The 26,146-nt window shown below is 49.1% G+C and carries 20 protein-coding genes and 1 pseudogene; 14 read left to right on the top strand and 7 right to left on the bottom strand.

The annotated features are described in order from the left end of the window. Nucleotides 1–31: 31 nt before the first annotated feature. Entirely contained in the window at nucleotides 32–2,257 is a 2,226-nt protein-coding gene (locus tag DWY55_RS03540; protein WP_057259000.1) for a sensor histidine kinase, read from the top strand. Between the two features lie 2 nt (nucleotides 2,258–2,259). On the opposite strand, the gene DWY55_RS03535 is transcribed toward DWY55_RS03540, so the two are convergent. Next, nucleotides 2,260–2,733, bottom strand: a complete 474-nt coding sequence (locus DWY55_RS03535) for a metalloprotease family protein (RefSeq protein WP_008662204.1) — start codon at nucleotides 2,731–2,733, stop codon at nucleotides 2,260–2,262. A 171-nt stretch (nucleotides 2,734–2,904) separates the two neighbouring features. Between DWY55_RS03535 and DWY55_RS03530 the strand changes: the two genes are divergently transcribed. The 3 genes from DWY55_RS03530 to DWY55_RS03520 all read left to right on the top strand — a co-directional run bounded on the left by DWY55_RS03530 (nucleotide 2,905) and on the right by DWY55_RS03520 (nucleotide 5,296). Next, entirely contained in the window at nucleotides 2,905–3,603 is a 699-nt protein-coding gene (locus DWY55_RS03530; RefSeq protein ID WP_034532712.1) for a response regulator transcription factor, read from the top strand. 110 nt (nucleotides 3,604–3,713) lie between these two features. Next, nucleotides 3,714–4,580 (top strand): hypothetical protein, encoded by an 867-nt coding sequence (locus DWY55_RS03525; RefSeq protein WP_022400917.1) that lies wholly within the window; start codon nucleotides 3,714–3,716, stop codon nucleotides 4,578–4,580. A 290-nt stretch (nucleotides 4,581–4,870) separates the two neighbouring features. Beyond that, nucleotides 4,871–5,296, top strand: a complete 426-nt coding sequence (locus DWY55_RS03520; RefSeq protein WP_008662201.1) for a DUF3836 domain-containing protein — start codon at nucleotides 4,871–4,873, stop codon at nucleotides 5,294–5,296. An 85-nt stretch (nucleotides 5,297–5,381) separates the two neighbouring features. Here the strand turns inward: DWY55_RS03520 and DWY55_RS03515 are convergent, their stop codons facing one another. Further along, nucleotides 5,382–6,647: a S41 family peptidase gene (locus DWY55_RS03515; RefSeq protein ID WP_057256608.1), complete on the bottom strand. Its 1,266-nt coding sequence runs from the start codon at nucleotides 6,645–6,647 to the stop codon at nucleotides 5,382–5,384. Between the two features lie 199 nt (nucleotides 6,648–6,846). Here DWY55_RS03515 and DWY55_RS03510 point away from each other — a divergent pair, with 199 nt between their 5' ends. The 8 genes from DWY55_RS03510 to DWY55_RS03480 all read left to right on the top strand — a co-directional run bounded on the left by DWY55_RS03510 (nucleotide 6,847) and on the right by DWY55_RS03480 (nucleotide 13,250). Further along, nucleotides 6,847–7,203 (top strand): cupin domain-containing protein, encoded by a 357-nt coding sequence (locus tag DWY55_RS03510; protein WP_117887582.1) that lies wholly within the window; start codon nucleotides 6,847–6,849, stop codon nucleotides 7,201–7,203. A 271-nt stretch (nucleotides 7,204–7,474) separates the two neighbouring features. Continuing rightward, nucleotides 7,475–7,615: a hypothetical protein gene (locus tag DWY55_RS21940; RefSeq protein WP_165852974.1), complete on the top strand. Its 141-nt coding sequence runs from the start codon at nucleotides 7,475–7,477 to the stop codon at nucleotides 7,613–7,615. 184 nt (nucleotides 7,616–7,799) lie between these two features. Further along, nucleotides 7,800–8,321, top strand: a complete 522-nt coding sequence (locus tag DWY55_RS03505; protein WP_005824811.1) for a DUF3836 domain-containing protein — start codon at nucleotides 7,800–7,802, stop codon at nucleotides 8,319–8,321. Nucleotides 8,322–8,828: 507 nt separating this feature from the next. After that, the gene (locus DWY55_RS03500) at nucleotides 8,829–10,211 is read left to right on the top strand and encodes a TolC family protein (RefSeq protein WP_243633633.1); all 1,383 of its coding nucleotides are present in this window, start codon (nucleotides 8,829–8,831) and stop codon (nucleotides 10,209–10,211) included. 2 nt (nucleotides 10,212–10,213) lie between these two features. Beyond that, nucleotides 10,214–11,242 carry an HlyD family secretion protein gene (locus DWY55_RS03495; RefSeq protein WP_057087304.1) on the top strand — a complete coding sequence of 343 codons (1,029 nt, stop codon included), beginning with the start codon at nucleotides 10,214–10,216 and terminating at the stop codon, nucleotides 11,240–11,242. Beyond that, complete coding sequence (locus DWY55_RS03490; RefSeq protein ID WP_120178017.1) at nucleotides 11,242–12,867, top strand: hypothetical protein; 1,626 nt, start codon at nucleotides 11,242–11,244, stop codon at nucleotides 12,865–12,867. Before DWY55_RS03495 ends, DWY55_RS03490 begins: the two co-directional genes overlap by 1 nt. Further along, entirely contained in the window at nucleotides 12,851–13,030 is a 180-nt protein-coding gene (locus DWY55_RS03485; protein ID WP_087332804.1) for a hypothetical protein, read from the top strand. Before DWY55_RS03490 ends, DWY55_RS03485 begins: the two co-directional genes overlap by 17 nt. A gap of 52 nt (nucleotides 13,031–13,082) precedes the next feature. Further along, entirely contained in the window at nucleotides 13,083–13,250 is a 168-nt protein-coding gene (locus DWY55_RS03480) for a hypothetical protein (RefSeq protein WP_229068279.1), read from the top strand. Between the two features lie 303 nt (nucleotides 13,251–13,553). On the opposite strand, the pseudogene DWY55_RS03475 reads toward DWY55_RS03480, so the two are convergent. Both DWY55_RS03475 and DWY55_RS03470 read right to left on the bottom strand, forming a co-directional pair. Then, nucleotides 13,554–15,141, bottom strand: a pseudogene (locus DWY55_RS03475) (glycoside hydrolase family 3 N-terminal domain-containing protein); the annotation flags it as partial. A 25-nt stretch (nucleotides 15,142–15,166) separates the two neighbouring features. Further along, a complete protein-coding gene (locus tag DWY55_RS03470; protein ID WP_057087309.1) occupies nucleotides 15,167–16,342 on the bottom strand; it encodes an acyltransferase family protein in 1,176 nt (391 codons plus the stop codon). Between the two features lie 290 nt (nucleotides 16,343–16,632). On the opposite strand from DWY55_RS03470, the gene DWY55_RS03465 reads away from it, so the two are divergent. Then, nucleotides 16,633–17,469: an AraC family transcriptional regulator gene (locus DWY55_RS03465; protein ID WP_227212800.1), complete on the top strand. Its 837-nt coding sequence runs from the start codon at nucleotides 16,633–16,635 to the stop codon at nucleotides 17,467–17,469. A 331-nt stretch (nucleotides 17,470–17,800) separates the two neighbouring features. Next, nucleotides 17,801–20,416, top strand: a complete 2,616-nt coding sequence (gene mutS, locus DWY55_RS03455; protein ID WP_008662199.1) for a DNA mismatch repair protein MutS — start codon at nucleotides 17,801–17,803, stop codon at nucleotides 20,414–20,416. A gap of 167 nt (nucleotides 20,417–20,583) precedes the next feature. Here mutS and DWY55_RS03450 read toward each other — a convergent pair whose 3' ends face one another. The 3 genes from DWY55_RS03450 to lgt all read right to left on the bottom strand — a co-directional run bounded on the left by DWY55_RS03450 (nucleotide 20,584) and on the right by lgt (nucleotide 26,136). After that, nucleotides 20,584–22,761 carry a glycoside hydrolase family 3 C-terminal domain-containing protein gene (locus DWY55_RS03450; RefSeq protein ID WP_120178016.1) on the bottom strand — a complete coding sequence of 726 codons (2,178 nt, stop codon included), beginning with the start codon at nucleotides 22,759–22,761 and terminating at the stop codon, nucleotides 20,584–20,586. A gap of 34 nt (nucleotides 22,762–22,795) precedes the next feature. After that, nucleotides 22,796–25,132, bottom strand: coding sequence for an alpha-xylosidase (locus DWY55_RS03445; protein WP_117878349.1), 2,337 nt, complete (start codon nucleotides 25,130–25,132; stop codon nucleotides 22,796–22,798). Nucleotides 25,133–25,233: 101 nt separating this feature from the next. Next, nucleotides 25,234–26,136, bottom strand: coding sequence for a prolipoprotein diacylglyceryl transferase (lgt, locus tag DWY55_RS03440; protein ID WP_022401919.1), 903 nt, complete (start codon nucleotides 26,134–26,136; stop codon nucleotides 25,234–25,236). Between the last annotated feature and the right edge of the window lie 10 nt (nucleotides 26,137–26,146).

The raw sequence follows: 26,146 nt of genomic DNA, 5'->3' as shown, positions 1-26,146 counted from the left end.
TGCTATCTTTGTCCTCAAAATAATAGGTAAGATGAAACTTCGTTCACTCTATATCCTTTCTATTGTAGGGCTGCTACTGGTAATTGTGGTGCAGATTGGTGGTATGATGTATGCTTACGACAATACCAAGAAAGAGGCAGAACGCGCACTGAACGAATGTTTTCGTCTGGCTTTTATCGAAACGGTGGACAACGAGATTAATAATTTACCGTTTCCTGACATGACTATCCCTTTTTACTCGTATCTATCCAAAGACAGTATCAGGTCTTTCGAAGATGAGATGTTTTTAAACTATCAGCAGGCAGCTTCCTTTCTCGAAGATGTATATCATGTCGCCATTCCATTAGATGTGATGGCGAGGTTGGTAGAGAAGAAACTGAAATGGAAAAATATAGACCGGACTGTAAATATCCGTCCTGCGACGGACAGAAGCAAGCGTTCGGTATATGTACGGTTCAAGTCTGTTCTTTCGGAAAAAGCCTGGTTGAATGAGAAGAAAGGAGAGGCCATTGAAGCCGTCATGTTTTCTCCTTTTATACCGCTTGTCAAGGATATAGTCTTTTTGTTCCTTCCTACGCTTCTCTTGGTTGTTTTTCTGGTGTACAGTTGGGCCAGGCAAATGGATTCCATACTTAAACAAGGTAATGATATTGAGAAGCAGCGGTCTGCTTTTTATGTGCTGGCAGAGAAGATGAGGTTGCCGATAGGTGAGGTACGTAGTCAGATATCGGAGAGCCGGTGGGCAGATATAGAAGCCTCGGGGCAACATTTGCTGGACATGACAGAACATACGCTTACGGGAGCTAAGCAAAGCGAACGGCAGCGGCAGGTGCGCAAGCAATATTCTTTTAAAGTCTTTTCGATTGTCGGGTTGATTGCCGGCTGTCTGCTGATGGTAGTCTGGTTTGTCTATTTGTACCGTGCTTCTTTCAAAGAAACTGCCTATCAGGTAAATGATTGTTTTGAAGCGGCTTTTTATGACGAGGTCTTGAAACGCCGCCTTTCTTTGCTCTACGAACAGACTGATAGGGATGGAAAGGATGAATGGGAAGAGAGTGTTGAATCGCCTTTTGCAAAGGAGCAAAGGGAATTTCTGGAGAAAGAGCAGTCGAAGTATAAGGTGAACCGCTTTGGAGTGGTACATATGTACAATCCGGTCGATTTGAATTATCGACTACGCTCTGCTTTGATTATGCAGCGCAGCATCAATGAAAGCGGAATGGAATTTCCTCTCTCCGTGCAGTACCTCGATTCTGCTTTTGCTTCCAGGTTGGAAGCCTTGGGAATGACCTATAAGAGTGGTATCCGCCAGTACTACGCTCCCTCCGATAGTACAGTGGTGGAAGCAGGATATGCCTCGGCAAAATATCAGGATATTTCTTCCCGGTTTATACCGTTGAAGGAGGACAGCATCCTTTGTATACAAGGTGTGGTGAAGAATCCGTATCGCTACGTCATAAGTTCCGTATGGTATCTGTTTCTGCCTCTTTGGGTGATGTTTTTGGTGGTGTTGGACTGTATTCTCGGCCAGGTGAAAGTTTTGCGTACACAGCGGCATTTGGAGCAATTCCAGAAGGATTTTACTTATGCTATGATACACGACATGAAGTCTCCTCTGAGTTCCATCCTGATGGGAGCTCATATTCTGAATAGCGGCAAATTGTCCGGTAAGCCCGGAAAAGAAGAGAAATACCGGCAGGCGATGATGGAAGAGTGTGAGCATCTGCTTACCCTTTCCAATCGTGTACTGGTACTTACCAAGCTGGATGAGGGACATTTGGAACTCCATCAGGAAGAGGTGCCTTTGCGGCCTTTACTTGATGATATGATTGCCAAAATTTCTCTGAAAACCAGCAAAAGGGTAGAATTTACGACCGTTTATCATCGTTGTGAAATGGTGTATGCCGATGCCTTCTGTTTGCGTGAAGTGTTGGGCAATCTGCTGGACAATGCCATTAAATATTCCCATGAAGAGGTAAAGATAGATATTATTTGCGAATCGGAGAAAGGCTTCTGCAAGATAAAGGTGTGTGACAACGGATTGGGTATTCCCTTAAAAGACCAGTCTCTTATCTTCAACCGTTTTGAACGTTCTGCAGCAGTCGGGCGAAGTGGAAGGGGCGGTGCTGCAGGTTTTGGTCTGGGCCTGAATTATGTACAGCAGGTGATGCTGGCACATGGCGGCAGGGTAGAAGTGGAAAGTGAAGAGGGGTGCTTCAGTGAATTTACACTCTACTTTCCTATTGAGACTGTATAAATTTACCACACGTGGAGATTCAATCCTTCTGATTTGTCAGTAATATAGGAGTCTCCGCCGAATGAGCGTAATTGCCAGAGGATGTAAAGGTCGTCGAAACTCATGACAGCCAGTAATATTCCAAATCGTGTGACATCATAATTGCCACTTGTCATACCATATATAAGGGGCAATATACCCAGTAGCAGGAAGGGCAGCAGGCATGTGGTGCGATATTGCCACATGCGTATCGGCGAAAACAATCTGAACAACAGTTTATGTAGGAATAGATTTACCAGGACAGCTGCCAATATACACATGAAGAATCTGACCAGCGATAGATGGCTGGTTGTTTCTCCATGTATCGACTGAAACAGAATCAGCATTGGTACTGCAAATACTATGGCAGCTATGATGCCGTATTTATTAATCCTCTTGCCCGAAACTACTATCTCTGTCCCTTTTCGGCTTTTTGTTATTGAAATATCTGCTTTCATAGTGTGGATTTTTTGTATTGATGTTGCAAAGGTAGAGTGGGGCACATGCTTCATAAGTTATCGCTACGTTAATATTAGGTTAAGAGGCGTTGTTTTCCTCGTTTATTTTATAGCAATATGACTGTTGCATTCATTCTTTTCCTTATTTTTGCAATATATAATAAACGCATTATGATAAAGTTATTGTTGGTAGAAGACGATGCAAGCTTGAGATATATAGTTCAGGGAGGGTTGGAAGATATGATAGGCGGTTATGAAGTGATTACTGCCGCCAATGGCGAGGAGGGCTTGAAACAGTGGAAAGAACAACATCCTGATGTGATAGTATCTGATATAGAAATGCCCGTTATGAACGGTTACGAGATGGTGAAGCGTATCCGCGAGACAGATGGGGAAACTCCGATTCTGTTCTCCTCTGCCCTGATATCTCCTAAAGATGTGGTAAAAGGTTATGAAATCGGTGCCAATAACTATATAAAGAAACCGTTCATTCCCGAAGAACTGGATGCACATGTCCACGCCTTATTGAAGCTTTCCAAAGGCAAAAAATCGAAAGACACGAGTCAATGCTACAAGATAGGCAAGGAATATGTGTTGGATGCCACACATGCCACTTTGAAACATGCTTCGGGTGTAAACAAGACTTTGACTGTGCGCGAGACAGGTTTGTTGCAGATGCTTTGTGAGAAGCGGGGAGACGTTATCCGCCGGGAAGCTATCTTGGATAAATTCTGGAATACGGAAGATGATTACTTTGCTTCCCGCAGCCTGGATGTATTTGTGACGAGACTTCGGAAATTTCTTTCGGAAGACGAGTCGGTAACCATTAAAACAGTGAAAGGAGTAGGATTGATACTGATAGAAAATTAATAATGTATCCTTCTATATTGCAATAATTTAGCAGTACATGTACTGTTCTTCTGGTTTATTTTCGTTATTTTTGTATAGCAGTATTATATGAATATAAAGAAGGAGGGTATATGCGTATAAAACGGAAAGTCAGTATCTCTTGTCTTGGTGGTCGTTTGGGAATCTGCCTGCTGTTGGCTTTTGTGCCGCAATTGCTTTTTGCGCAGGAAGACAGTGTACGTTTCATTCGTGACAGTATACAGATACAGCCGGAATTCAATGAATCTCTATTCTCTCCTTTTGAGCTTCCTTCTGAAAACTCTGCCCCTTCTTCCATGTTTCATCCGGAGCACTCCTATTCCCTGCCCGATTTTTCACTGAAAGAGTCTCTTCGTCTGCCTTATCAGACCAATCCTTCCCTGCTATTTCGGGGAGATTACAGTACAAGCGGTGTATTAAGACAGTTTCCTCACGGTATGTTATTCGGTTCCGGTGGGCAGACCAGCGTATCGGGTATCGGACGTTTCAACAATGCTTCCCTGGGATATCAGCATGCCTTTAACCAAAGGCTGACGCTCCAGCTTGGCGTAGATGCCATGAAGATAAATATGATTCATTCCACCGGGCAGGCTTTCAATACTTCGGGAGCTTTGCGGTATCAGGCTTCGGACCGTGTAGCTTTTAAGGTTTTCGGTTCGTATGCCATAGGAAATACTTACGGGATGGATACCCACCGCTACGGTGCCACCATGTCTCTGGATATGTCCGAACGTTTTGGTATGGAAGTTGGAGTACAACGTTATTACGATGCTTATCGCGGTCGTTGGGAGACGGTTCCCGTTGTGATTCCCTATTATAATTTCGACAAGTTTAAATTAAGTCTGGATGTAGGTGGAATCTTGTATGAGATTCTGCGTAACACCGTCTTTGATAATAGAGGGGGCAGTGGCGGAGCGACTATTGCCCCACCACGTTTTCAGATGCCGCCATTGAGATAAGATAAGTATAAATCAGCTTTTTGTAGGGACAATCATCAAACAGTTTACTACTGTTACATAATATTATTGCTAATGTAGAAATACTTTCATGATATTTCGTTTATTTTTTGTTTTGCTGTTCGTTTTTGTGCGGACAGTTGTCCGAAAATGGACATTACTATAAAATAGTTATTCTTTGATAATCAGTGATTTAATTCTTTGGCACGCAGATTGACTATATATAGGCGAAGGCGGTTACGAAACAACAACCTCCTCAGAGAAAGAAGTAATAACAATAAAAAATAACGATTATGAAAGCAACAGTATTTTCAAAAGCAGTGGTAATGATGGCAGTGGTAATGGCAAGTGTAATGAACTTTTCTGCAAGTGCGGCAACTCCTGCCGATTATGTGAAAAACGAGGAGATGACCGGCGAACTGATGACCGCCAAGACTATCTTCCGCAATGAGGACGGACACCTTTTCCGTCACCTCCGCTACACTTACACTTATGACAGTGAGAACCGTGTGACGAGCAAGGAAGCTTTCAAGTGGGATAGCGTAAAGGAAGCCTGGGTGCCTTATTTCAAGCTGGATGTTGAATACACTGACAGTGAAGTTGAGTTGAACTATGCCCGTTGGAACAGTAGAACTAATGGTTACGACAGCTATACGCAAACTACCGTTTACGAACTGAATGACAGCAATGCGGCTTTGATGTTGGCAAGTACCAAATAAAGGATAATATATCAAATACAAAAGAGCCAAGTATCGTGAGGTGACACACCTTTGATACTTGGCTCTTTTTCGTTGAGGAAATGTATTATTGTTTCTCTGTTATCAGTCCGACAGCATAATTCAGCACTGTATCTTCATCCTTCATGAAATCTGCTACGGTTTGGGATACTTGATGATGGGGCGGTATGCCTATACCTTCCATGGGGAAACCTTTAGAAGAGACGTCCGGCTGGCGGGTAGGGATACGGAAATAGGTCCGCTGTTTGGTACAGAAAGGACGGGGGCCATTGCCGGTATCCCCTCCGGTAGCTTCGCCGATGAGGGTGACATTTCCGCTTTCCTTCATGTCGAGTGTGAAGCTCTCGGCAGCAGAGAGCGTATATGTGTCGGTCAGCAGATAGATTTTACCTTTATAGGCGTCGGTTTCGGGCTGCATGATGTAGTTCTTGCTGACGCAGTGTGGTTGTGCTTCGCGGATGAAGTACTTGCAGATGTCTACTCCATTCATGCTGTTTCCTCCTCCGTTTCTACGTACGTCTATAATGAGGTATGGTAAATCCTTGACTTTGGGATAGACCGCCTTGAAATCTTCCATGACGGGATTCATCATGGTTTTGATGGTAAGGTAACCAATGCTGTCTTGTAATATCCTGCTCTCCACCGTTTGTTCTTCGCTATCCGGAAAATAGTCCCTTTGTTTCAAGGGAAGGGTGATGGTCAGAGTATCGCCCCCTCTCAGTAGTGTATAGTTTCTTAGGGTGTCTGCATAACTACGGAACGCATCATAGGCTGTACGGAGCCGTCTGTGGGGGACGGTAGATGCTTCGGTATATTTTTCGTTCTGTTCAATCCATTGTTTATAGGGGAGTCCGTTGATAGCTATAATCCGGTCTTTGTCCTGGAAGCCGTATTCTGTCAGATAGTCACTGGGTTTGTCAACGAACAAGGAATCCTCTATAAAGGCTACGCGCTGATTGGCTGTGTACCTCTTGTAGCAGGTAATGGCGTGGGCGCATTGTAAGGCAGAGATGTATTCCTGCACTATCAGTCCGTAGTCTGTGGTGGTCTGCGCCTGGCGAACGCGGGCGTCACAAGCTTGATACAATGAATCCATATTCAGATGCTTGGCTTGGTATAATGAATAATTCTCCATGACAATCTGGTGTATTTCTTTGAAATCTTCTTCAAACTGCGAGGGGGTTAACGGTAGTTCCGCGATGTAGAAGTTTTCTACATCAATCTGCTTGTCATTATAGAAATAGTTGGCATAAACATACAAACCACACCAAATGGTTGCCAGTACAGCCATTACGATGACTATTACTTTTGAAATTTTTTTCAGAATCTTCATGTTTTATAGAGTTTAGTCGATATTTGCTTTTTCGGCAAAAATAGTAATAATTTTTGTTAATCTTATTTTTCTAACTCCTTATTTGCCAATAATGGTAACATGGAGGTAACTAACTGAGCTTCAAGTGCCTTCTTGTACGATGTCTGGTAGTTGGCTAACTTTGCAGCCGTAAATCAAAACATACTAAGGAGAAGTGATTATGAAGAACTATCAGAAAGTAAATGTGCCCGCAGGCGAGGCACGTGTCGAGTTGCACGATTCATTGAATCTGACTGGTGCAGAAGTATCTATCAGCAATTTGCCGGCTGGTGCAGGAGTACCTTTTGTGCATTCGCACAAGCAAAATGAAGAAATTTATGCCGTCCTCTCCGGACGCGGCACCATGGTGGTTGACGGAGAAACCGTAGAACTGCAGGCGGGTGACTGGCTTCGCGTGGCTCCGGCAGGAGAACGCCAATTGTCGGCTGCGGCAGACAGCGCCATCAGTATGATTTGTATTCAGGTGAAAGCCGGCTCTCTGGAAGGCTTTACGATGACGGACGGTGTGGTGAAGTAAGAGGAAGTCACACAAGTAGAATTAAGGTGATAGGGGATGGGCTGTGGTGCAGGCTATTCCCTATTGTCATATGATGTGCAGTGATTTATTGACTGCGATTTGTTTTAAGTCAAAATAATCATATATTTTGTACTATACCTAAGAAAACAGACTATGTCAACTGATGCAATAAAACAGAAATTATGATTAAATTGAAGAAAGAGCATTGTTTCTGTCACATAGCGAGGACCCAATCAAAGAGCTTAAAACAAAGAATTGAAAACATAATATCATGCCCCAGCATAATGCCATCAAGCTTTTCGAAGCGAAGAAAGTCCGAACCGTTTGGGACGACATAGAAGAAAGATGGTACTTCTCAATAGTAGATGTGGTGACAGTCTGCTGTATGCCTATCCAGTTACGTCTCCGATAGATTGGAAAAGGAAAGATATAAGAGGAAACGTGTTTTCATTTTGTTCTTGTTTTGGGCGCAAAAGTAATAAATATCTCCGTTAACCTAACATTAACGTAACGATAACCTAAAAGCTTTTTACCACCTCCTATCTTTGCAATGTCGAAAGGGAACAACTCCCCCAAAGACAAGAACTTGAAACAAAATGTATAACTTAAAAAATAGAACCATTATGAAGACTTTAGTAATTTCAGCAATCATCGCAATGACCTCTTTAGTAAACGTAGTAAGCGCAGCAGCCGTTAACCGTACAGACAACTTTGCCTATAATACCGAAACCAACGACGGCCGTGTGGAAACACAAACCGTATTCAAAGTGGAGAATCAGAAATTCCTGCACCGCCACCTGAAGTACAATTACATTTACGACAACTCCGGTCGCATCTCCCAAAAAGAAGTGCTGAAATGGAACGAATCCACGCAAAGCTTTGAGAAGCACCACAGTCTTAACTTCTTCTATACGGACGACGTCACTGTGGAATACGCCCTCTGGAACGAGCAAAGCAATGCCTACACCGACATCAAGCAGAAAGCCGTCTATCGGCAGACCGACAGCAGTGTCTTGCGCTACCTCAGTTACGAATGGGACGAAAAGAACAATGACTGGAGCTTGACAGCAGACCATCACATGACGGATGAATCTGTGCAGCTATTGGCAGAGAAATAAGAACAGATTTGAATAAACTGATTTTCTGTAATTATATAGGCAATGCGTTTTTTTGTTTTCCGGCACCAGGGAAGGCAGAGTTCCCCGGTGTCGGAGAGGGTGTTCCTCGGTGCCGGAGAAATACCCATTTAAAAGGCGTTTGGAGTGGCATTACGCATTGCAACATTGAAACGCCAAAATTGTCAATAAGAAAAAGGATGATACCATGCTTTTCAAACATTAATTTTTGATACTTACCGACTTTTTTTAACCCTATTTCGACTTTTTATTTGTACTTTTGCACCGGATTTCTTAATCAATAGTGCTCGAAATTCGGTTCTCATCTTTTTTATATTCCCTGATGAGGCCGTTTGTAGCGCATTGTGGCAGATGTTGTGCTGTCCGGACTCTTATGGTTCATTATTAGTATTTCCGAGGGAATGAACAGAGGTTAACGGCTTATAGTTAACGGTTAGAGGAAAAAATAATGAACAACAATACATCTATTTTTATTTCATGAACAAACTTATGGTTTATTCTGCTCTGGCTGTCGCTCTGATGGCCGGAGAGCCTTGTCTTGTGCCTATATATGCACAAGACAAGGCTATGCAGGCGATGACACTCACGGCACTTTACAATCTTGCTGACCAACAGAGTCAGAAGGTGAGGGTGAGTGAGGTGGCTTTGCAGGCAGCCAGCGAAGGGGTGGCAGCAGCCAAATCGGCTTTGCTGCCCAGTGTGGATTTGAGCCTTCAAGGCAGTTATACGGGCAATGCCTTCATGCTGTCGCGAGGTTTTTCGACCGGTGGAACGACCGATTACATCGTGCCGGGTATGGGAGCTATTCCCGTGGCAAACGGTAAGCAGGACACCCCCCATTGGGGAAATAGTTTCACGGCTCAGGTGTCGCAGGTTGTGTATGCCGGTGGCGCTATCCGTTCGGGCATCCGCATGGCAGAATTGGGCGAAAAAATGGCAGAACTCGATGTGGAGAAGAACCGCCAGGAGGTGCGCTTCTTGTTGACGGGTTACTATCTTGACCTCTACAAGTTAGGCAATCAGATAGAAGTGGTGCGTCAGAATATCGCACTTACGCAGAAGGAGATTGACCAAATGAAAGCCCGCCGTGAGCAGGGTACTGTTTTGCAGAACGACATCACTCGCTATGAATTCCAGTTGCAGAGTCTTGAACTCACACTGGCAAAGCTCACCGATGCCTCTACCATCATCAACCATCAACTGGTTACAACGCTTCATTTACCGGAGCAGACGGTTATAGTTCCCGATAAGAATGAGCTCAATACAGAAATAGACGCACTCTCGGCAATCGCCGTTCAAGACACATGGCAGCAGACGGCAACGGACAACAATCTTGGTATCCGCCAGGCAACGGTTGCCACAAATCTGGCAGAGCAGAAGGTGAAGCAGGCAAAGGCGGAGTCATTGCCTTCGGTGGCTGTCGTGGCAGAGAATCATCTCTTTGGTCCTTATACACAAGACCTCATCCCGAAGGATTGCAATGTAAACGTGTGGTTTGTCGGGATAGGCGTAAAGTTTAATCTTGGCAGTCTTTGGAAGAACAAACACCATATCCGCAAGGCACGTACAGAGCATCGGCAGTCGAGGGAAGCGCTCGCCTTGGCTCGTGAGGGTGTGGAGAATGCTGTACAGGCAAACTACACCAACCTCCTTACGTCCTACACCGAGGTGAAGACACAGCAGAAGCAGGTGGAACTTGCCAATCAGAACTACTCCGTGGTGCAGAACCGTTATCAGAACGACCTTGCACTCCTTACCGACATGGTCGATGCCTCCAACATGAAACTCTCTGCCGAAATGGCACTGGTCAATGCCCGCATCAGCATGCTTTATAATTTCTATACACTCAAATACGTAACAAATACTTTATAATAATGGAAAAGAACAAGATACACATCTATTTATACAATGCGCTCATCGTGCTTTGCCTCTTGGGTGGAGCCGTTTATGTGGTGAGCCAGTTTATGCACTTCGGCGGTGGAGAATTTACCGACAATGCCCGTGTACGCCAGAACGTCGTGCCTCAGAGCAGCCGTGTGCAAGGCTTCATCCGTGAGGTACGGTTCGCGGATTTCCAGCAAGTAAAGAAAGGCGATACGCTTGCCATCATCGAGGATGCCGAATTTCGCTTGCGACTGGCCCAAGCCGAGACCGACCTTATCCGTGCCGAACACGGTTCGCAGGGAACGGCAAGCAGCATCGTTACCACCAAGACAAGCATGACCGTTACCGAAGCCGGCATCGAATCCGCACGTGTACAGATGGAGAATGCCATGCGTGAGGATACTCGTTTCAAGAAGCTCCTCAGTCAGGATGCTGTTACCCGACAACAATATGATAAAGTACATACGGGCTATCTGAGTGCCAAGGCAGCCTACGAGCAGGCGGTTCGTTCACGTCAGATGCAGTCGGCTGTTGTGGCCGAACAGGGGCATCACCTTTCCGTTTCGGAGCAGGGCATCGAACTGGCTCGTCGTGCCGTCGACCTCGCCCGTCTCAACCTCTCCTATTGCTACATCATTGCCACTTGTAACGGTACCGTTGGCACGAAGGATATTCACGTAGGTCAGCTTGTCAATCCGGGCCAGGTACTGGTGAGTATCGTTGACAATGGTGAACGTTGGGTTGAGGCAAACTACAAGGAAAGCCAGTTGCCTCACATCAAGGTGGGTGGTAAGGCTGAGATTACAGCCGATGCCGTTCCCGGTATACAATATACGGGTACGGTGGAACGTATCTCTGATGCTACCGGCAGTGCCTTCTCACTTATTCCCATCGACAATGCCACGGGTAATTTTGTGAAGGTCGAACAGCGCGTCACCGTACGCATCAAGCTCGATGAGAATGCTGATGTTGCCAGGCTCAAGGGCGGTTATAATGTGGAATGTATCGTTGAGGAGTAATGGGACAATTGACTGAATTCTTTATGAAGAGCGCCGGTGGCCCTCCACCCGGCATGGGCTTTTCCATGCCTATGATGAAGGGATGGGTACCTCGCCGGATACAGCCGTGGCTGTACGTGCTGACCGCCTTTTGCTTCCAGTTCGGCGGTGGCATCTACCTTGGTGCACTGGATGGCATTCGTGGCACCACCGACTTCATGATCGAGGACGTGCTCTTTCTGCTTTATGCCACCCTCGCGGGCATGGCTGTCTATTTTCCGATGCTTTTCCGCATGAAGTTCCGCTTCACCAACAAGCAGTTGCTCTGCGGTTCTGCCATCGTTCTTGCCGTATGCAATGTGCTGACGATGCATTGCCAGTCGATGCCTGTGCTCATGATAGTGTGCTTCATAGCCGGAATGGCTAAGATACAGGGCACGTTCGAGTGCATGAGCAACATCCAGCTTTGGATTACCCCCCGACGCGATTTTGCCGTTTTCTTCCCCGTGCTTCACATCATCCTGCTCACCGCCATCGAGGGTAGCGGATGGCTTGCCGCCTGGTTCGGTCATCATTTCACATGGCAGATGATGCACGTCTTCACCATCGGCACTATGTCGTTCGTATTGCTCACGCAGGCCATCTTCTGCCGTCCGTTTTGTCCCATGCCCCAGCGTCTGTCGCTCAAAGGCATCGACTTTCAGGGAGCATTGCTCATCTGCGGACTGATGCTCGTGGTGTCGTACATTGTGGTGTACGGCGACTATTTTATGTGGTTCGATACCCTCCGCATACGCCTTCTGTTCGGTGCTGCCATTGTGCTTTCCGGCATTGTGCTCTACCGCCTGCGCTACTACCGTTACCCCTACATCGAGCTTAGTCTTTTTACACGTCGCAACGTTGTTCCCATCCTCCTCGTCACCTTCTTTGCCGAACTCGCTTTCGGTGCTGAACACACGATGGAAGAGATACTCTACAGCGAAGTCATCCGGCTGGAGGAGCTGACCAAAGAGTCGCAGTATATGTGGGCGCTTCCCGGCATGTACCTCGGTATTCTGCTCGATCTCTATTGGCTGAAAGTCAAGAAGTGGAAGGTGTGGAAACTCTTCGGCATTGCCTTCATTGGTATCGCACTCTATGGCATGCTGATGTACTTCACGCTTGACATAAACGTCAACATCGAGCAGTACCGCTTTGCCATCTTTTTGCGAGGATTTGCGTATGCCATCCTTGCCCCGACATTGATGTGGGCTTTAGACGAATCGGTGCCAAGTCTTGAGCAGTTCTTCATGGGCTTGTTCGTGTTCAACATCCTCCACATGTATCTGGCAGGAGCGGCAGGTTATGGCATTTATACCACTATCTTCTCGCACTTTATGAACGACAACATGATGAGCTACGGACAGCAACTCACTCTCACGCATTTGGATATGGCGCACTTCAACCTCGGCGAATACGTTGGCCACGACTTCCTGCACTCCATGATGATGGTGGCAATGAAGCAGGTCTATGGCTATGTTATCTGGTTCGCTTTAGGCCTTGCCGCCCTCTTCCTGCTGTGCGACATTCCTGCTGTCCGTACAAATATCCGCAAAGTTCCCCGCTGGCCGGTTTATGCCATCGAGTATCTTGCGAGAAGGAAGTAAAGGCGCCGGCAAAGCAGAAGATTTCATCGGCAGTGATATTACAGCTCTGCGCATCTGTTTCTGGGTAAACAGTGACATCCGTATCACGGCATCCGGCACTACCCGTACCGAGGGACTTGCGCTGAAGGGAGGCCTTCTTTTCTCCAAAAATGACCGGTATTGATTCGGGACAGACGGCATCATCGTCAATCTGGCCGGTAGTGAGCGTGGAGTAGATGATGGAGAAGGAGGTGGAGGCATTACTGAAGGAGCGTCTCAGTACCTGTGGCTTTACGTTTACCAACATACAGTCGTCCGTGAAACCCAACGATGTGCTGCAAGCTGCCATTGTCTACCGGTGGAAATACGTTACCATTCTTGAAGTTGCAATGACAAGCTCATGAGAACTCATTGGCAACTTGATTCTTTGGGGAAGGTACTGATTGTGTACGCGGGTACTCACAAATAAATCAAGCGGTAAGCCATCTATCTTTTTCTTTGCTAAGATTTATTCGTCCGATACTTGTTGAATTATCGTCCGACAGCTGTTGCAGATTCGTCCGACAACTGTCGGACGATAATTCAACGGCTGTCGGACGAATAAGTTTTAGTAAGCAAGAATTTAAAATGCAGTATTGCAGGAATTGTTGCTTAAATAGGGAATGTAGTAAATGGGAGACTGGCAATATAGACTACCGATTGGGAGTTCGCAGGCGACGGCTGTCGGGGGTCATTGAAGCTATGAGGTCACTGTTGAAAAGGAGAACACTTTCTTTGCCGGCACGGCTTCCTGTATTTTTTACGTCCACAGTGAAGATAAGCTCGTCATCGGCTGTGAAGTCTGCCTTGTTTACTTTCAGATTGCTATAGCTGAAGCAGGTATAGCTTAGTCCGTATCCAAAAGCCCATTGCACGGATACAACCGCGTCATAGTCGTAGGCCCCTTCCATTTTTTCCACTTCCTCGCTCACCTTGTAGTTGTAGTTGATGAGTGAGTTGATTTCTTTCGGATAGGTGAAGGGCAGCTTTCCACTGAAGTTTTCATCACCGCTGAGCAGGTTGGCAAGGGCTTCGAGGATAGTATTGTATTCATCAGTAAAATGGTTGGTCAGGTGTCCTTGCCAAGTATAAGACCATCCTCCGTTCAGACAACGCATGGAGTTGGCATTCGGTCCTGTGACGAGCAGTCTCTTGCCTTTTGCCAGTGGCAGGATGTTATCCGTATTCTTGAGCAGTACCATGGTTTCTTCGGCAGCATGGAGGGCTGTTGTGGCATGTTCTTTTCTGCCGAATAGGGGGAAATCCTTGGTGTCGTAGGTCGGGGTGTCAAACAGTCCCAGGCGGAATTTCATGCGTAGCACGCGCCGGGTGGCGTCATTAATGCGGCTTATGGGTACTTCGCCTTCGTGTACAAGTTCTTTCAGCAGTGTACAGAAATCCCATTCATAAGGTTCCATGGCCATGTCGATACCTGCGTTGATGGCGATTTTGATGGCTTCTTTCTTGTCGGCTGCCACTTTTTCGCGGCGCCAGAGGTTGTTGATGTCAGCCCAGTCCGTGACAAGTACTCCATCCCAGTTCAGTTCTTCTTTCAGCCATTGGGTCAAGAGTTTGTAATTGGCGTGTACGGGCAATCCGTTGACAGAACACGAATTTGCCATGACGGATAATGCTCCTGCTTTTACACAAGCCAGGAAAGGAGCAAAGTGTTTCTCACGAAGGTCTTGAGCCGAGATGTATACCGGTGTACGGTCTTTTCCGGTGAAGGGGACGCTGTAGCCCATATAATGCTTTAGTGATACGGCAATATTTTGTTTGCCGATATGGTTCGGGTCTTCTCCTTGGAAGCCGAGTACGGCAGCCCGCCCCATTTCTGCATTGACGTAGCAGTCTTCGCCATAATTCTCCCATATGCGTGGCCAGCGGGGATCGCGTCCCAGGTCGATGGTGGGAGAATAAGTCCACGGGCAGCTGCCGGCTTTGGTTTCATAGGCAGTAATACGTGCGGCTTCACGGACCAGGTTGCGGTTGAAGGAAGCAGCCACATTGATGTTTTGAGGAAAGAGCGTTCCACCCATTGTGTAGGTTGTCCCGTGATTTTGGTCCAGTCCATAGATGCAGGGTATGCCGATTTCTCTCATGGCCTATTTTCTCTTCAAGGGTCATTTTTTTCAGTAGGGCTTCCACTTTCTGCTCTATTTTTTTGTCTTGTGGAATAGCTGGAGCAGCTGCTTGCTGCGCCATTGTTGGCAGGAGAAACATGCTTGCCAACAAGAAAGATTTTATTCTATTCATGGTAGTGTGTATTTGGGTTCAACAATCATTTGGATGTTTTGGTATTCTTCTTCATCAACCAGTGTTGTTTCAGCCACTCGCGTACCGGTTCGTCATACAGTTTGAGGCAAGCGTATGCAATGGCAATGGAGAGTACAAAGACGGATACGGCAATGAACAAGTGCATTCCTGCCGGTGCGTCGGGGTTATTCCGTGCCCAGGCTATCTGCATGTATATCAGCGGGAAGTGTGTGATGTACAGCGGATAGGATAGTTCGCCCAGGAATTTGCAGAGGGCTACGGAACGCTTGCCCGTGACGTTGCTGCCTGCTCCCATAGCCACTATCAGCGGAAAGAGGGCGAGCACGCTTACGGCTTCGTAGACGCCGTTCATCCATTGGCTGGTCTCGCCTCCGATGCGCGGCATCACGAGGATAACAGTCACCAGCAGGGAACACCAGTAGAATCCTCTCTTCACCTTCACCAGCTTGCCTATGCGAGACAACAGCAGACCCATGAAGAAGGGATAGAGCAGGCGTGAAATGCCTATATAGAGCTGGCCGGGTGTCAGGCTCCAGCCGCCGATGAGGGTGTAGGCGGCTTCTCCCCGCGATGAAAGAAGCCCAAAGGTATCTATGTTGAGCGTGACGTCGAGCGTAAGGCAGGCAGAGAGTCCGACGAATATGCCCAGTGCCAGTTTGGAGAAGCGGCGGATGAATAGGGCATAGAGCACATTGGCAATATATTCCCACATCAGCGACCAGGTGGGGCCGTTCAACGCGTTTGTTTCCCACCAGCCCCGGATGTCCCATGAAGTGGGGGTGGGGAACATAAGGCAGCCCAGGAGTGTCATCAGCAGCACGTTCCACCACGGTGTTTGCATCACCATCGGGAAGGCGGAGCAGGCACTGAAGTAGAATAGGGAGGCGCCGAGGAGTGTACCCATAATCACCATGGGGTGCAGGCGTACCAAGCGTCGCTTGAAGAAGTCCCACGTTGTCATACGGTCCCAGCGGTCGTCGTAGGCATAACCGATGACGAAGCCGGAGAGTACGAAGAAGAAGTCCACGGCCAAGTAGCCGTGGTTCAAAATCTGGTGGGCAGGCCCTGCGGAATAGGTTTCAAAAAGATGGAAAGCTACCACGATTATTGCGGCTACGCCGCGAAGCCCGTCCAGTATTTCGTAACGCGGCTTGGATGCTAAATAAGTTGTTGTCTTCATTGGAATTATGTTTGTTGTTAGATTAATATTCTTCTAAAATGCGGACGTGTCATGACTCACCACAGATTACACAGATTATTTTAGGAGCTCTGATAATCAAGAACTTTTATCGGTGTTAATCTGTGGCGAGTGTGTATTTTGACATATCCTCAGACAATCCGGATTCCCGGCATAACTTTATTTCGCGGGCAAAGTTAGTCTGCAATTTCTCCGGGCATTTCTCTTATTGTTTATTAGGATTGTCTTATATTTGCATTTACTCCCCTTCAGGGAGATATTTTACCCAAATTATGAATGATAATGCAGTGCCTCGGCCGGAAAACACTTCTTTTACCTTCGACGATGTATGCCTGGCTCCCGGCGAGCAGATAGGTCTGCATGAGCAGGCAACGTGGGAGTTGTCGTATATCATCGTAGGCTCAGGCATGCGGCTGATAGGTGACCGTACTGAACCTTTCGGGAGTGGGGAAGTAGTGATAGTTCCTCCGGAGATACCGCATTGCTGGTATTTCGAGAATGATGTGACAGATGCGCAGGGGCATATTGCCAATATCACGATAACTTTCGGCCGGGAATTTCTTGACAACTGCTGTGTTGCTTTCCCTGAGCTGCAGGAATGTACGGAGAAGCTGAAACGGAAAAGGGATGCCGTGAAGTTCGGGAAGGAAAAGTCGTCGGCTATTGCTTCCGTCCTCGAGGAGATGCGTCCTTTGGGGAGGGCTGAACGCATCCCGCTGATGATAAAACTGCTGCTTATTCTTGCCGGGAGCGAGGAAGAGAGTGTGGTGGGGCAGTATCAGAAGATGGACCCGGAACGGGAGCGAATGAATAGGATACAAGTCTACGTCGTTTGTAACGCCAAGCGGGATATTACGCTAGATGACGTTGCCCGCCACGTGGGGATGAACCGCACTTCTTTCTGTATCTTTTTCAAGAAAGTCTCGGGGAAGACTTTCGTCACTTATCTCAATGAATACCGCATTGAGCTTGCCTGCCGGTTGCTGAAACAACAAAAGGTATCCGTAGCAGAAATCTGCTATCAGGTGGGATTCAACAATGTTCCTTATTTCAACCGGGTTTTCAAGAAGATGAAGGGCGTTTCGCCGAGTGAATATGTCTTTTTGTAAGGGAAAAGGGGAAGATACGAAAGGTGTGGGTATAAAAAAAGGAGTACCGCTGTACTCCAACCTTTGTTAACCTTAAATCTAATACTATGAAAAACACATTGCAAAGGTACGGACTTTTTGCTTATCTCCAAATAAAGCAAATAAAAAAGGCTGTTTTATAACATGTTTTAGGAAAATACGTCTCTTTGTTAAGGCTTGCTAAGGTTTTGAAGCCTCTACGCAGCTGTTTTCTAAAAAAGAATTATCTTTGTCACATTAAGTTTTGGGCCTTACTTGACGATTTTCTGCTCTCTTGGCTCAAAATCCTGGAAATTAAAAATTAAAGACTTGTATGCACGAAGATATTGTCCTTACCCCGATGATGAAACAGTTCCTCGACTTGAAGGCAAAGCATCCCGATGCTGTCATGCTGTTTCGTTGTGGTGACTTCTATGAAACCTATTCCACCGATGCCGTCGTCGCGTCCGAAATCCTCGGTATTACCTTGACCAAACGTGCCAACGGCAAGGGGAAAACCATCGAAATGGCGGGCTTTCCGCATCATGCACTCGACACCTATCTGCCCAAGCTGATACGTGCCGGCAAGCGCGTGGCCATCTGCGACCAGTTGGAGGACCCGAAGCTGACGAAGAAACTGGTGAAGCGCGGCATCACGGAGCTGGTGACGCCGGGAGTTTCCATCAACGACAATGTGCTGAACTACCGGGAGAACAACTTCCTGGCTGCCGTGCATTTCGGTAAGGGTGCCTGCGGTGTGGCTTTCCTGGACATATCTACGGGCGAATTTCTGACGGCGGAAGGACCTTTCGACTATGTGGACAAGCTGCTGAACAACTTTGCCCCCAAAGAGGTGCTTTTCGAGCGTGGCAAGCGGCTGATGTTCGAAGGAAACTTCGGCAGCAAGTTCTTCACCTTCGAGTTGGACGACTGGGTGTTTACCGAGACATCTGCCCGCGAAAAGCTGCTGAAGCATTTCGAGGTGAAGAACTTGAAAGGCTTCGGTGTGGAGCATCTCAAGAACGGTATCATCGCTTCGGGAGCCATCCTGCAATACCTCATCATGACGCAGCATACGCAGATAGGGCATGTCACTTCGCTGGCACGCATCGAGGAGGATAAGTATGTCCGCCTGGATAAGTTCACGGTGCGCAGCCTGGAGCTGATGGGGTCGATGAACGACGGCGGTAGCAGTCTGCTGAATGTGATAGACAAGACCATCAGCCCGATGGGTGCCCGCCTGCTGAAACGCTGGCTGGTATTCCCGTTGAAGGACGTGCAGCCGATTAACGAACGGCTGAATGTAGTGGAATACTTCTTCCGCCAGCCCGATTTCAAGGAGTTGATAGAGGAGCAGCTGCATTTGATAGGTGACTTGGAGCGCATCATCTCCAAAGTGGCGGTAGGCCGTGTCTCTCCGCGTGAGGTAGTGGCGCTGAAGGTGGCTTTGCAGGCGATAGAACCCATCAAAGCGGCTTGCATGGATGCCGATAATGCCAGCTTGAATCATATAGGCGAGCAGTTGAACATCTGCCAGTCCATCCGCGACCGCATAGACCGGGAGATAGACAATGACCCGCCGTTGCTGATTAATAAGGGCGGTGTCATCAAGTCCGGTGTTAGTGCCGAGTTGGACGAGTTGCGCCAGATAGCCTACTCCGGTAAGGATTATCTGTTGCAGATACAGCAGCGCGAGAGTGAGCTGACGGAGATTCCCAGCTTGAAGATAGGCTACAACAATGTCTTCGGTTATTACATCGAAGTGCGCAACACGCATAAGGACAAAGTGCCGGCAGAGTGGATACGCAAGCAGACCCTTGCCAATGCCGAACGCTACATTACCCAGGAATTGAAGGAGTACGAGGAGAAGATTCTCGGTGCGGAGGACAAGATACTGGTACTGGAAACACAACTCTATGCAGAATTGGTGCAATCATTGAGCGAGTTCATCCCCGCCATTCAAATCAATGCGAACCAGATAGCGCGTCTGGACTGCCTACTCTCCTTTGCCACGGCAGCGCGCGAGAACAACTATATACGCCCCGTCATTGCCGACGACGATGTGCTGGAAATCTGCCAGGGACGCCACCCGGTGATTGAGAAGCAGCTCCCCATCGGCGAGAAGTATATTGCCAATGATGTGATGCTGGATAGCCAGACGCAGCAGATTATCATCATTACGGGTCCCAACATGGCGGGTAAGTCTGCTTTGCTGAGGCAGACGGCGCTGATTACGCTGCTGGCTCAAATCGGCAGTTTTGTGCCTGCGGAGAGTGCCCATATCGGGTTGGTGGATAAGATATTCACCCGTGTGGGTGCCAGCGATAATATTTCCGTGGGCGAGTCTACCTTTATGGTGGAGATGAACGAGGCGGCGGATATCCTGAACAACCTTTCTCCCCGCAGCCTGGTGCTGTTCGACGAGCTGGGGCGCGGTACTTCTACATATGATGGTATTTCCATCGCCTGGGCGATTGTGGAGCATATACACGAGCATCCCAAGGCAAAAGCCCGAACCTTGTTTGCCACGCACTACCATGAGCTGAATGAGATGGAGAAGAGCTTCAAGCGTATAAAGAACTACAACGTTTCGGTGAAGGAGATAGATAACAAAGTCATCTTCTTGCGCAAATTGGAGCGCGGCGGTAGCGAACACTCCTTCGGTATTCATGTAGCCAAAATGGCGGGTATGCCCAAAAGCATCGTGAAGCGTGCCAATGACATTCTGAAACAACTGGAAACAGACAACCGCCAGCAGGGGATTTCCAGCAAACCGATGGTGGAAGTGGGAGAGACACGCGGCGGCATGCAACTCAGCTTCTTCCAGCTCGACGACCCGGTGTTGTGCCAGATACGCGATGAGATACTGAATCTGGATGTGAATAACCTGACGCCGCTGGAGGCACTGAACAAGCTGAATGATATAAAGAGGATAGTGAAAGGGAAATAACCGGATAGGGGTGTGTCAAAATTCACCACAGATTACACGGATTAACACAGAATGAGCTTAATCTACTGATAATCAAAGATGCTTATCTGTGTAAATCTGTGTAATCGGTGGTGAATACCAGTTTCGACGCATCCTCATCCGGATTGTTTCAAAACACGGCTGGTTTCTTATAGTTTGACTTTTCCCTCCAACTGTATATCTTCCGATGAAGCCCCTATCAGCAGCTTCACCGTTCCGGGTTCTACAACGAACATCTGCTTTCCTTCGTTCCAATAGCCGAGCTCCTCTTTGGGAACGGTAAGCGTCACTTCCCGGGTTTCGCCGGCCTTGATGGGGATACGCTTGAAGGCGCGCAACTGCTTGGAAGGACGTTCCACTTTGGAGTCCGGATAGCTGGCATAGAGCTGTACGACTTCTTCTCCGTCGCGTCCGCTGGTATTCTTCACTGATACCGTCACGCGGATGTTCTTCTTGTCTTGCTTGACGGATTCAATCTTCTCGTACGTAAAGTCGGAATAGCTCAGACCATAGCCGAAAGGATAGAGCACAGGGCCTTGGTGGTACATATACGTACGTCCGTTGCGGATGTCGTAGTCCATCATGTCGGGCAGGTCGATGATGTCTTTCACCCACGTCTGTACGGTACGTCCGGCTGGATTTACCTTGCCAAAGAGTACGTCGGCCAGTCCGTTGCCCTGCTCCTGGCTGCAGTGGGTGATGTGGACGATGGCAGGCACGTGCTCCTGGCTCCAGTTGATGGTATAGGGGAAACTGCTGACGAGCACTAGTATGGTATTGGGATTGGCTTTGAGCACCAGCTTCACCAAGTCTTCATCGGGCAGCATCAGCGATTTGCGGTCCACGGCTTCGCGGCCGTCACTGGGGACGGGAGAGAACTTCCAGTCCGCACGTGTGCCGTAAGGATGGTTTCCTACACATACAATGGCGATGTCGGCGGCTGCGGCAGCCTTTTCCGCCTGGCCCATGCGGTTGTCTTCGGCGTGGATGACTTCGGTATCTTCCTTTACAGCATTGCGTATGCCGCTCAGAATCGTTGTTTCGTAAGGCGGGGTACCACTATACCAGTCTTGCACGATTTTGTCCGAATACGGGCCTATAACGGCTATTTTACGCAGCTTTCCGGCATCGAGTGGCAGGAGATTCTTGTTTTTCAATAACACCACAGACTTGGCGGTGACTTCCCGTGCCAGCCTGCGGGCTTCTGCTGTCATGAAAGGCGGTGCCTGCGTACTGTCCTTTCCGATGGAGAGATAAGGGTTACGGGAGTGGTCCCCGTCCAGCAAGCCAAGCTTGAGGGCGACGAAGATGTTCCCGCGGATGGCTTTGTCAATGTCGGCTTCGGTCAGCAATCCCTTTTCCAGCGCTTCCTTGACGTAAGGAACGTATACGTCGAGAAACTGTCCTGTGGTGGCTTTTACTACGGCAGCGGCACCCTCCGCAAAGCTTGGAAAACTCTTGTGCGCTTCAATCAGCAGTTTCAGGGCACCGCCGTCCGTACAGATGATACCGTTGTTGCCCCATTGCTTGCGGGTAATCTCTTCGAGGCAGGGATGGATGGACATGGGGATGCCGTTCCAACTGTTGTAGGCGGCCATGAAGGCGCGGCTGCCTCCCTCGGTGATGCCTTTATAGAAAGGATAAGCGTAGTATTCATGGAACAGCCGCGTGTCGAAGTCGGAGGAAGTGCTGTCCCGTCCGTCCTCGTTGCTGTTGGCAAGGAAATGCTTCATCAGAGAGGCGGTTTTCCAGTAGCGGGGATGATTGCCTTGCAGGCCGCGTACGCTGGCGATGGTGAGTTGGGCGGTGAGGAAGGCATCTTCTCCGAAACTCTCCTCGGTACGTCCCCAGCGCGGGTCGCGGGCAAGGTCGGCATTCGGAGCGCGCATCACGAGGGCATGACGCTTGTTACCGGTGGTCTGCATGTAGTAGCGGGCTTCTTCAGCGGCTTGTTCCGCTACTTTCTGCACCAAATCGGTGTCCCATGTGGAGCCCAGACCGTAGGACTGGGGGAATATGGTGGTGGGGCAGTCGGTAGGGACTACTTTCCCGTCTTCCGTTCTTTGGCGTCCGCCCCACATGGCAGGCCCGCCGAGGGTCAGCCCGTGCAGTCCTTCGTAGTGTCCGCAACGGGGAATGTTGAGGCGGGGGACACCGAGGTCGGTGGAAAGAAGGTTTATCTTTTCATCCAATGTCAGGATGGAAAGAAGATGTTCCACGCGCTGTTCGTCGGTGAGCGTGGTATCTTGAAAGGCTTGTGTGTGTTGTGCGCTTGCCTGTAAGCCGAATAGCAGGGGCAAGGCGAGGAACAATAACTTGTTTCGCATGGGGTATTAGGGTTTAATGTGTTTGATATACCGGTTATGGGATTGATATCCGTTGTAACTGTCCGTCCTGCGGCAGGCAGAGCAATCCTTTAGCTTTCTTTTCGTCTGCCAGATACTTCTTCCACGTAATCTTGTCCCATTTCATCTGGTCTGTGCATTGTGCCACGGGGATATGGGGGATGGCCGAACCGTCCTTTACAAGAATGACGATGGGCAGGGTGCCGCACTCGATATGGTTCCATCCCGGAGCATACACCTTTCCGGTCTGGTAGTCTATCCATTTCTGCCGTCCGGGGAGGTAGACATCCCGTCCGCTGCCCTCTTCGAGCATGGGTGCCACGAGGAGGTTGGAGCCGAACATGTACTCGTCCTCTACCAGCCATGCACCCGGGTCGTCGGGATACTCCAGCAGCAGGGCGCGGAGCATCGGCCAGCCGTTCTCGGTGCACTCTTTGGATTGTGCGTATACATAGGGCATCAGTTTGTACTTCAGCTCGGCGCAACGGCGGAAATAGTCTGTGAACTCTTTCCCGTAGTACCACGGCTCAGTGGGAGGTGCTCCGTGCACGCGGCTGTGGCTGGTGAGGAAGCCGAAGGGCAGCCAGCGGCGGTAGAGGCTTTCGGGGCTTTGGGTCACGAAGCCGCCTATGTCATTGCTCCAGAAGCAGAACCCGCTCAATCCGATGGAGAGACCGCTGCGGACGGTTCCCTCGAAACCGGTTTCGGTGGTGGCGGCATCACCGCCCCAGTGCAGCGGGTAGCGTTGTGAGCCTGCCCATGCAGAGCGTGCCCAGATGATGTTTTCGCCGTGCAGCTTCTTGATGATGTCGGCCACGGTTTTGTTGTAGCGCAGCGGGTAGAGGTTGTGTTCGTACAGTCCGCTACGGCCGTTGGCATAGATGGCATCCAGCGGGGCACCTTCGCCGAAGTCTACTTTGATGGCGCCTACACCCATTTCAATCAGATTGCCGAGTTTTTCCTGATACCACTTCACGGTTTCGGGGTTGGTGAAGTCCAGCACCACGTCCTCGTAGGGGAGCTGCCCCTTACCGTTGCGTACGTACAGACCGCGTTCCACCAGCTCGGGGAAGAACTTGTTTTTCGGAGTGAAGTAGGGGAGTTGCCAGAGGCAGGTGCGGAAGCCTTGTGACCTTAGGTCGGTGAGCATCTGCCGGGGATTGTCGAAGCGGTCGGCGGCAAAGGCGTAGTCGCACTGCCAGTCCACGCCGAACCAACCGGTATCGAAGTGGATGACGTCGCTCGGTATCTTGTTCTCACGCAGTTTCCGGGCTACATCGCGGCCCTCTGCTTCGCTGAAGTAGGTGATGCGGCTCATCCAGGTGCCGAAGCTCCACAAGGGGGGCATTTCGGGCCGTCCTACCAGTGCGGTGTATTCGCTCAGCATCTCCTTCGGCGAACCCAGGAAGATGAAGATGTCCATCGCTTCGTCTGCCATAAAGAGTTTGGTGGCTCCGATGTAGGAGCAGCCGAAGTCGCAGGTCACGGGGGCGGAAGTGTGCATAAACATGCCATAGCCGCGGTTACTGAAAAAGAAGGGGATAGGCTTGTACATATCCGGAGTTTCGGGGCCCTGCGGGTCGGTGACAAAGAGGTTGACCTTTTGTCCGGCCTTGTTCAGTGCGGTGGCGGACTCGCCGCAACCGTAGATTTTCTCGTTTGGCGCGAGGCTGAATACGGGATTGATGCTGCGTGAGTTGTCCGAGCCGCGCTTGATAAAGCTGAATGGAGGTACCTTGACCTGTGTGGAGTCGTTGTCGCTCCAGCAACGAGTCTGTGTCAGCAGGCGTCCGTCGGCATCTTTCAGCACCAGGCGCCAGGGGTAATTCTCGATGAGCAGGCTGCCGTATCGGGAGGTGTACAGGGTACCTTTATCCGTCTTCTCGGCTTTCCAGAAGGAGCGTCCGTCGGCAGGCTTTCCTATGAGCATGGGGTCATCGGCATCTTCTTTCGGTACGATGGGCGAGGTAAGCATACGGATGCGGAGGGTGCGTTCGCTGACCGGTTCGACGGTGAACGTCAGCTGCGGGTTGTTGTCGTAGGCCGTCTCCGGGAAGTCCAGCGACTGGAGGGGCTGGTGCAGGTAGGTGTTTGCATTGAATGCCTGGCGGGGCATCAGTTGCTGGCGTTTCCACTGGACAGTCCCTTTACCGGTAGAGGTGTCGAACGATACCAGGCTGTCGGCAAAGAAATAGGTGTTGCTGAGGTCCAGAAAATCCTGGCTCATGTCTTTCGACTGGGAAAGCAGGTATTGCACGCCGGCATTTGTTTTCAGTTGGGCATGCGCAGGCGGGGTGGCAGTTGCTGCCAGCAGCATAAAAGCTGCCCCTTTCATCAGTTGTCTCTCTTTCATGATAAATATATGATTTACGGTTACTGTTTCGATGCCGTAAAAGTAGAGAAATCCACACAGATGAAAGGGGTGGGTATGTTGCTTATGTAGGGCTGAAATGTTTATTTGGAAGCTTTCTTCCCGTAGAAACACATGAAATATACCCCGATAATCACAAACGGGATACTGAGCCACTGGCCCATGTTCAGCGTCATGCTGTCCTCAAAGTTCACCTGGTTTTCTTTCAGGAACTCGATGAAGAAACGGAAGGTGAAAATCTCCGTCAGGCAGAGTCCGAAGAAGAAACCGCGGTGATAGGGCAGGGAGGCTTCGGCCTGCACGGTGGTTGATTTCCGCTTGGTGGTGCTGAAATCTGTTTCGAGCTTGGTCTCTTGTTTCTTCTGTCCGCGTTTGTATAGCCAGACCATCCCCAGGAAGAAGATGAAGTAGGCGATGGCTTCGTAGAGCTGTGCCGGATGGCGGGGCAGCATGTCTTCGCGCTCGAAGATGAATGCCCAGGGCACGTCGGTCGGTTTGCCGATGATTTCGGAGTTCATCAGGTTGGCAAGGCGGATGCAGCAGGCGGTGATGGGAGTGGCAACGGCTATCATGTCGAGCACGTCCATGTAGTGCATCTTCGTCTTGCGGCAGTACATCCAGAGGGCGATAATCAGGCCCAGCGTGCCGCCGTGGCTGGCAAGGCCGGTGTAACCCGTCATTTTCCATCCTGCGGCGGTCTGCTTGATGGGGAGAATCATTTCAACGAAGTGGTCTTGGTAGTAGGCCCAGTCGTAAAATATGCAGTGGCCCAGTCGTGCGCCTATCAGTATGCCGAAGAAGCAATAGAAGAAAAGAGGTTCGAATTTCTTTTCGTCTATTTTGCGGTCGCGGTACTGGTGTTGCACGATAAGGTAGGCAAAAGCGAGGCCGATAATCCATAACAAACCGTAGTAGCGGATGGATATGCCGAAGAAGTTGAATAGTTCGGGGTCGGGGTTCCAGTTGATGGTGAGTAATGATAGCATATTTATGAAG

The organism is Bacteroides sp. AF25-38AC, from assembly GCF_003602995.1.
GTDB classification, from domain to species: Bacteria; Bacteroidota; Bacteroidia; order Bacteroidales; family Bacteroidaceae; genus Bacteroides; species Bacteroides uniformis.
This window is presented reverse-complemented; position numbering and strand designations above follow the sequence as displayed.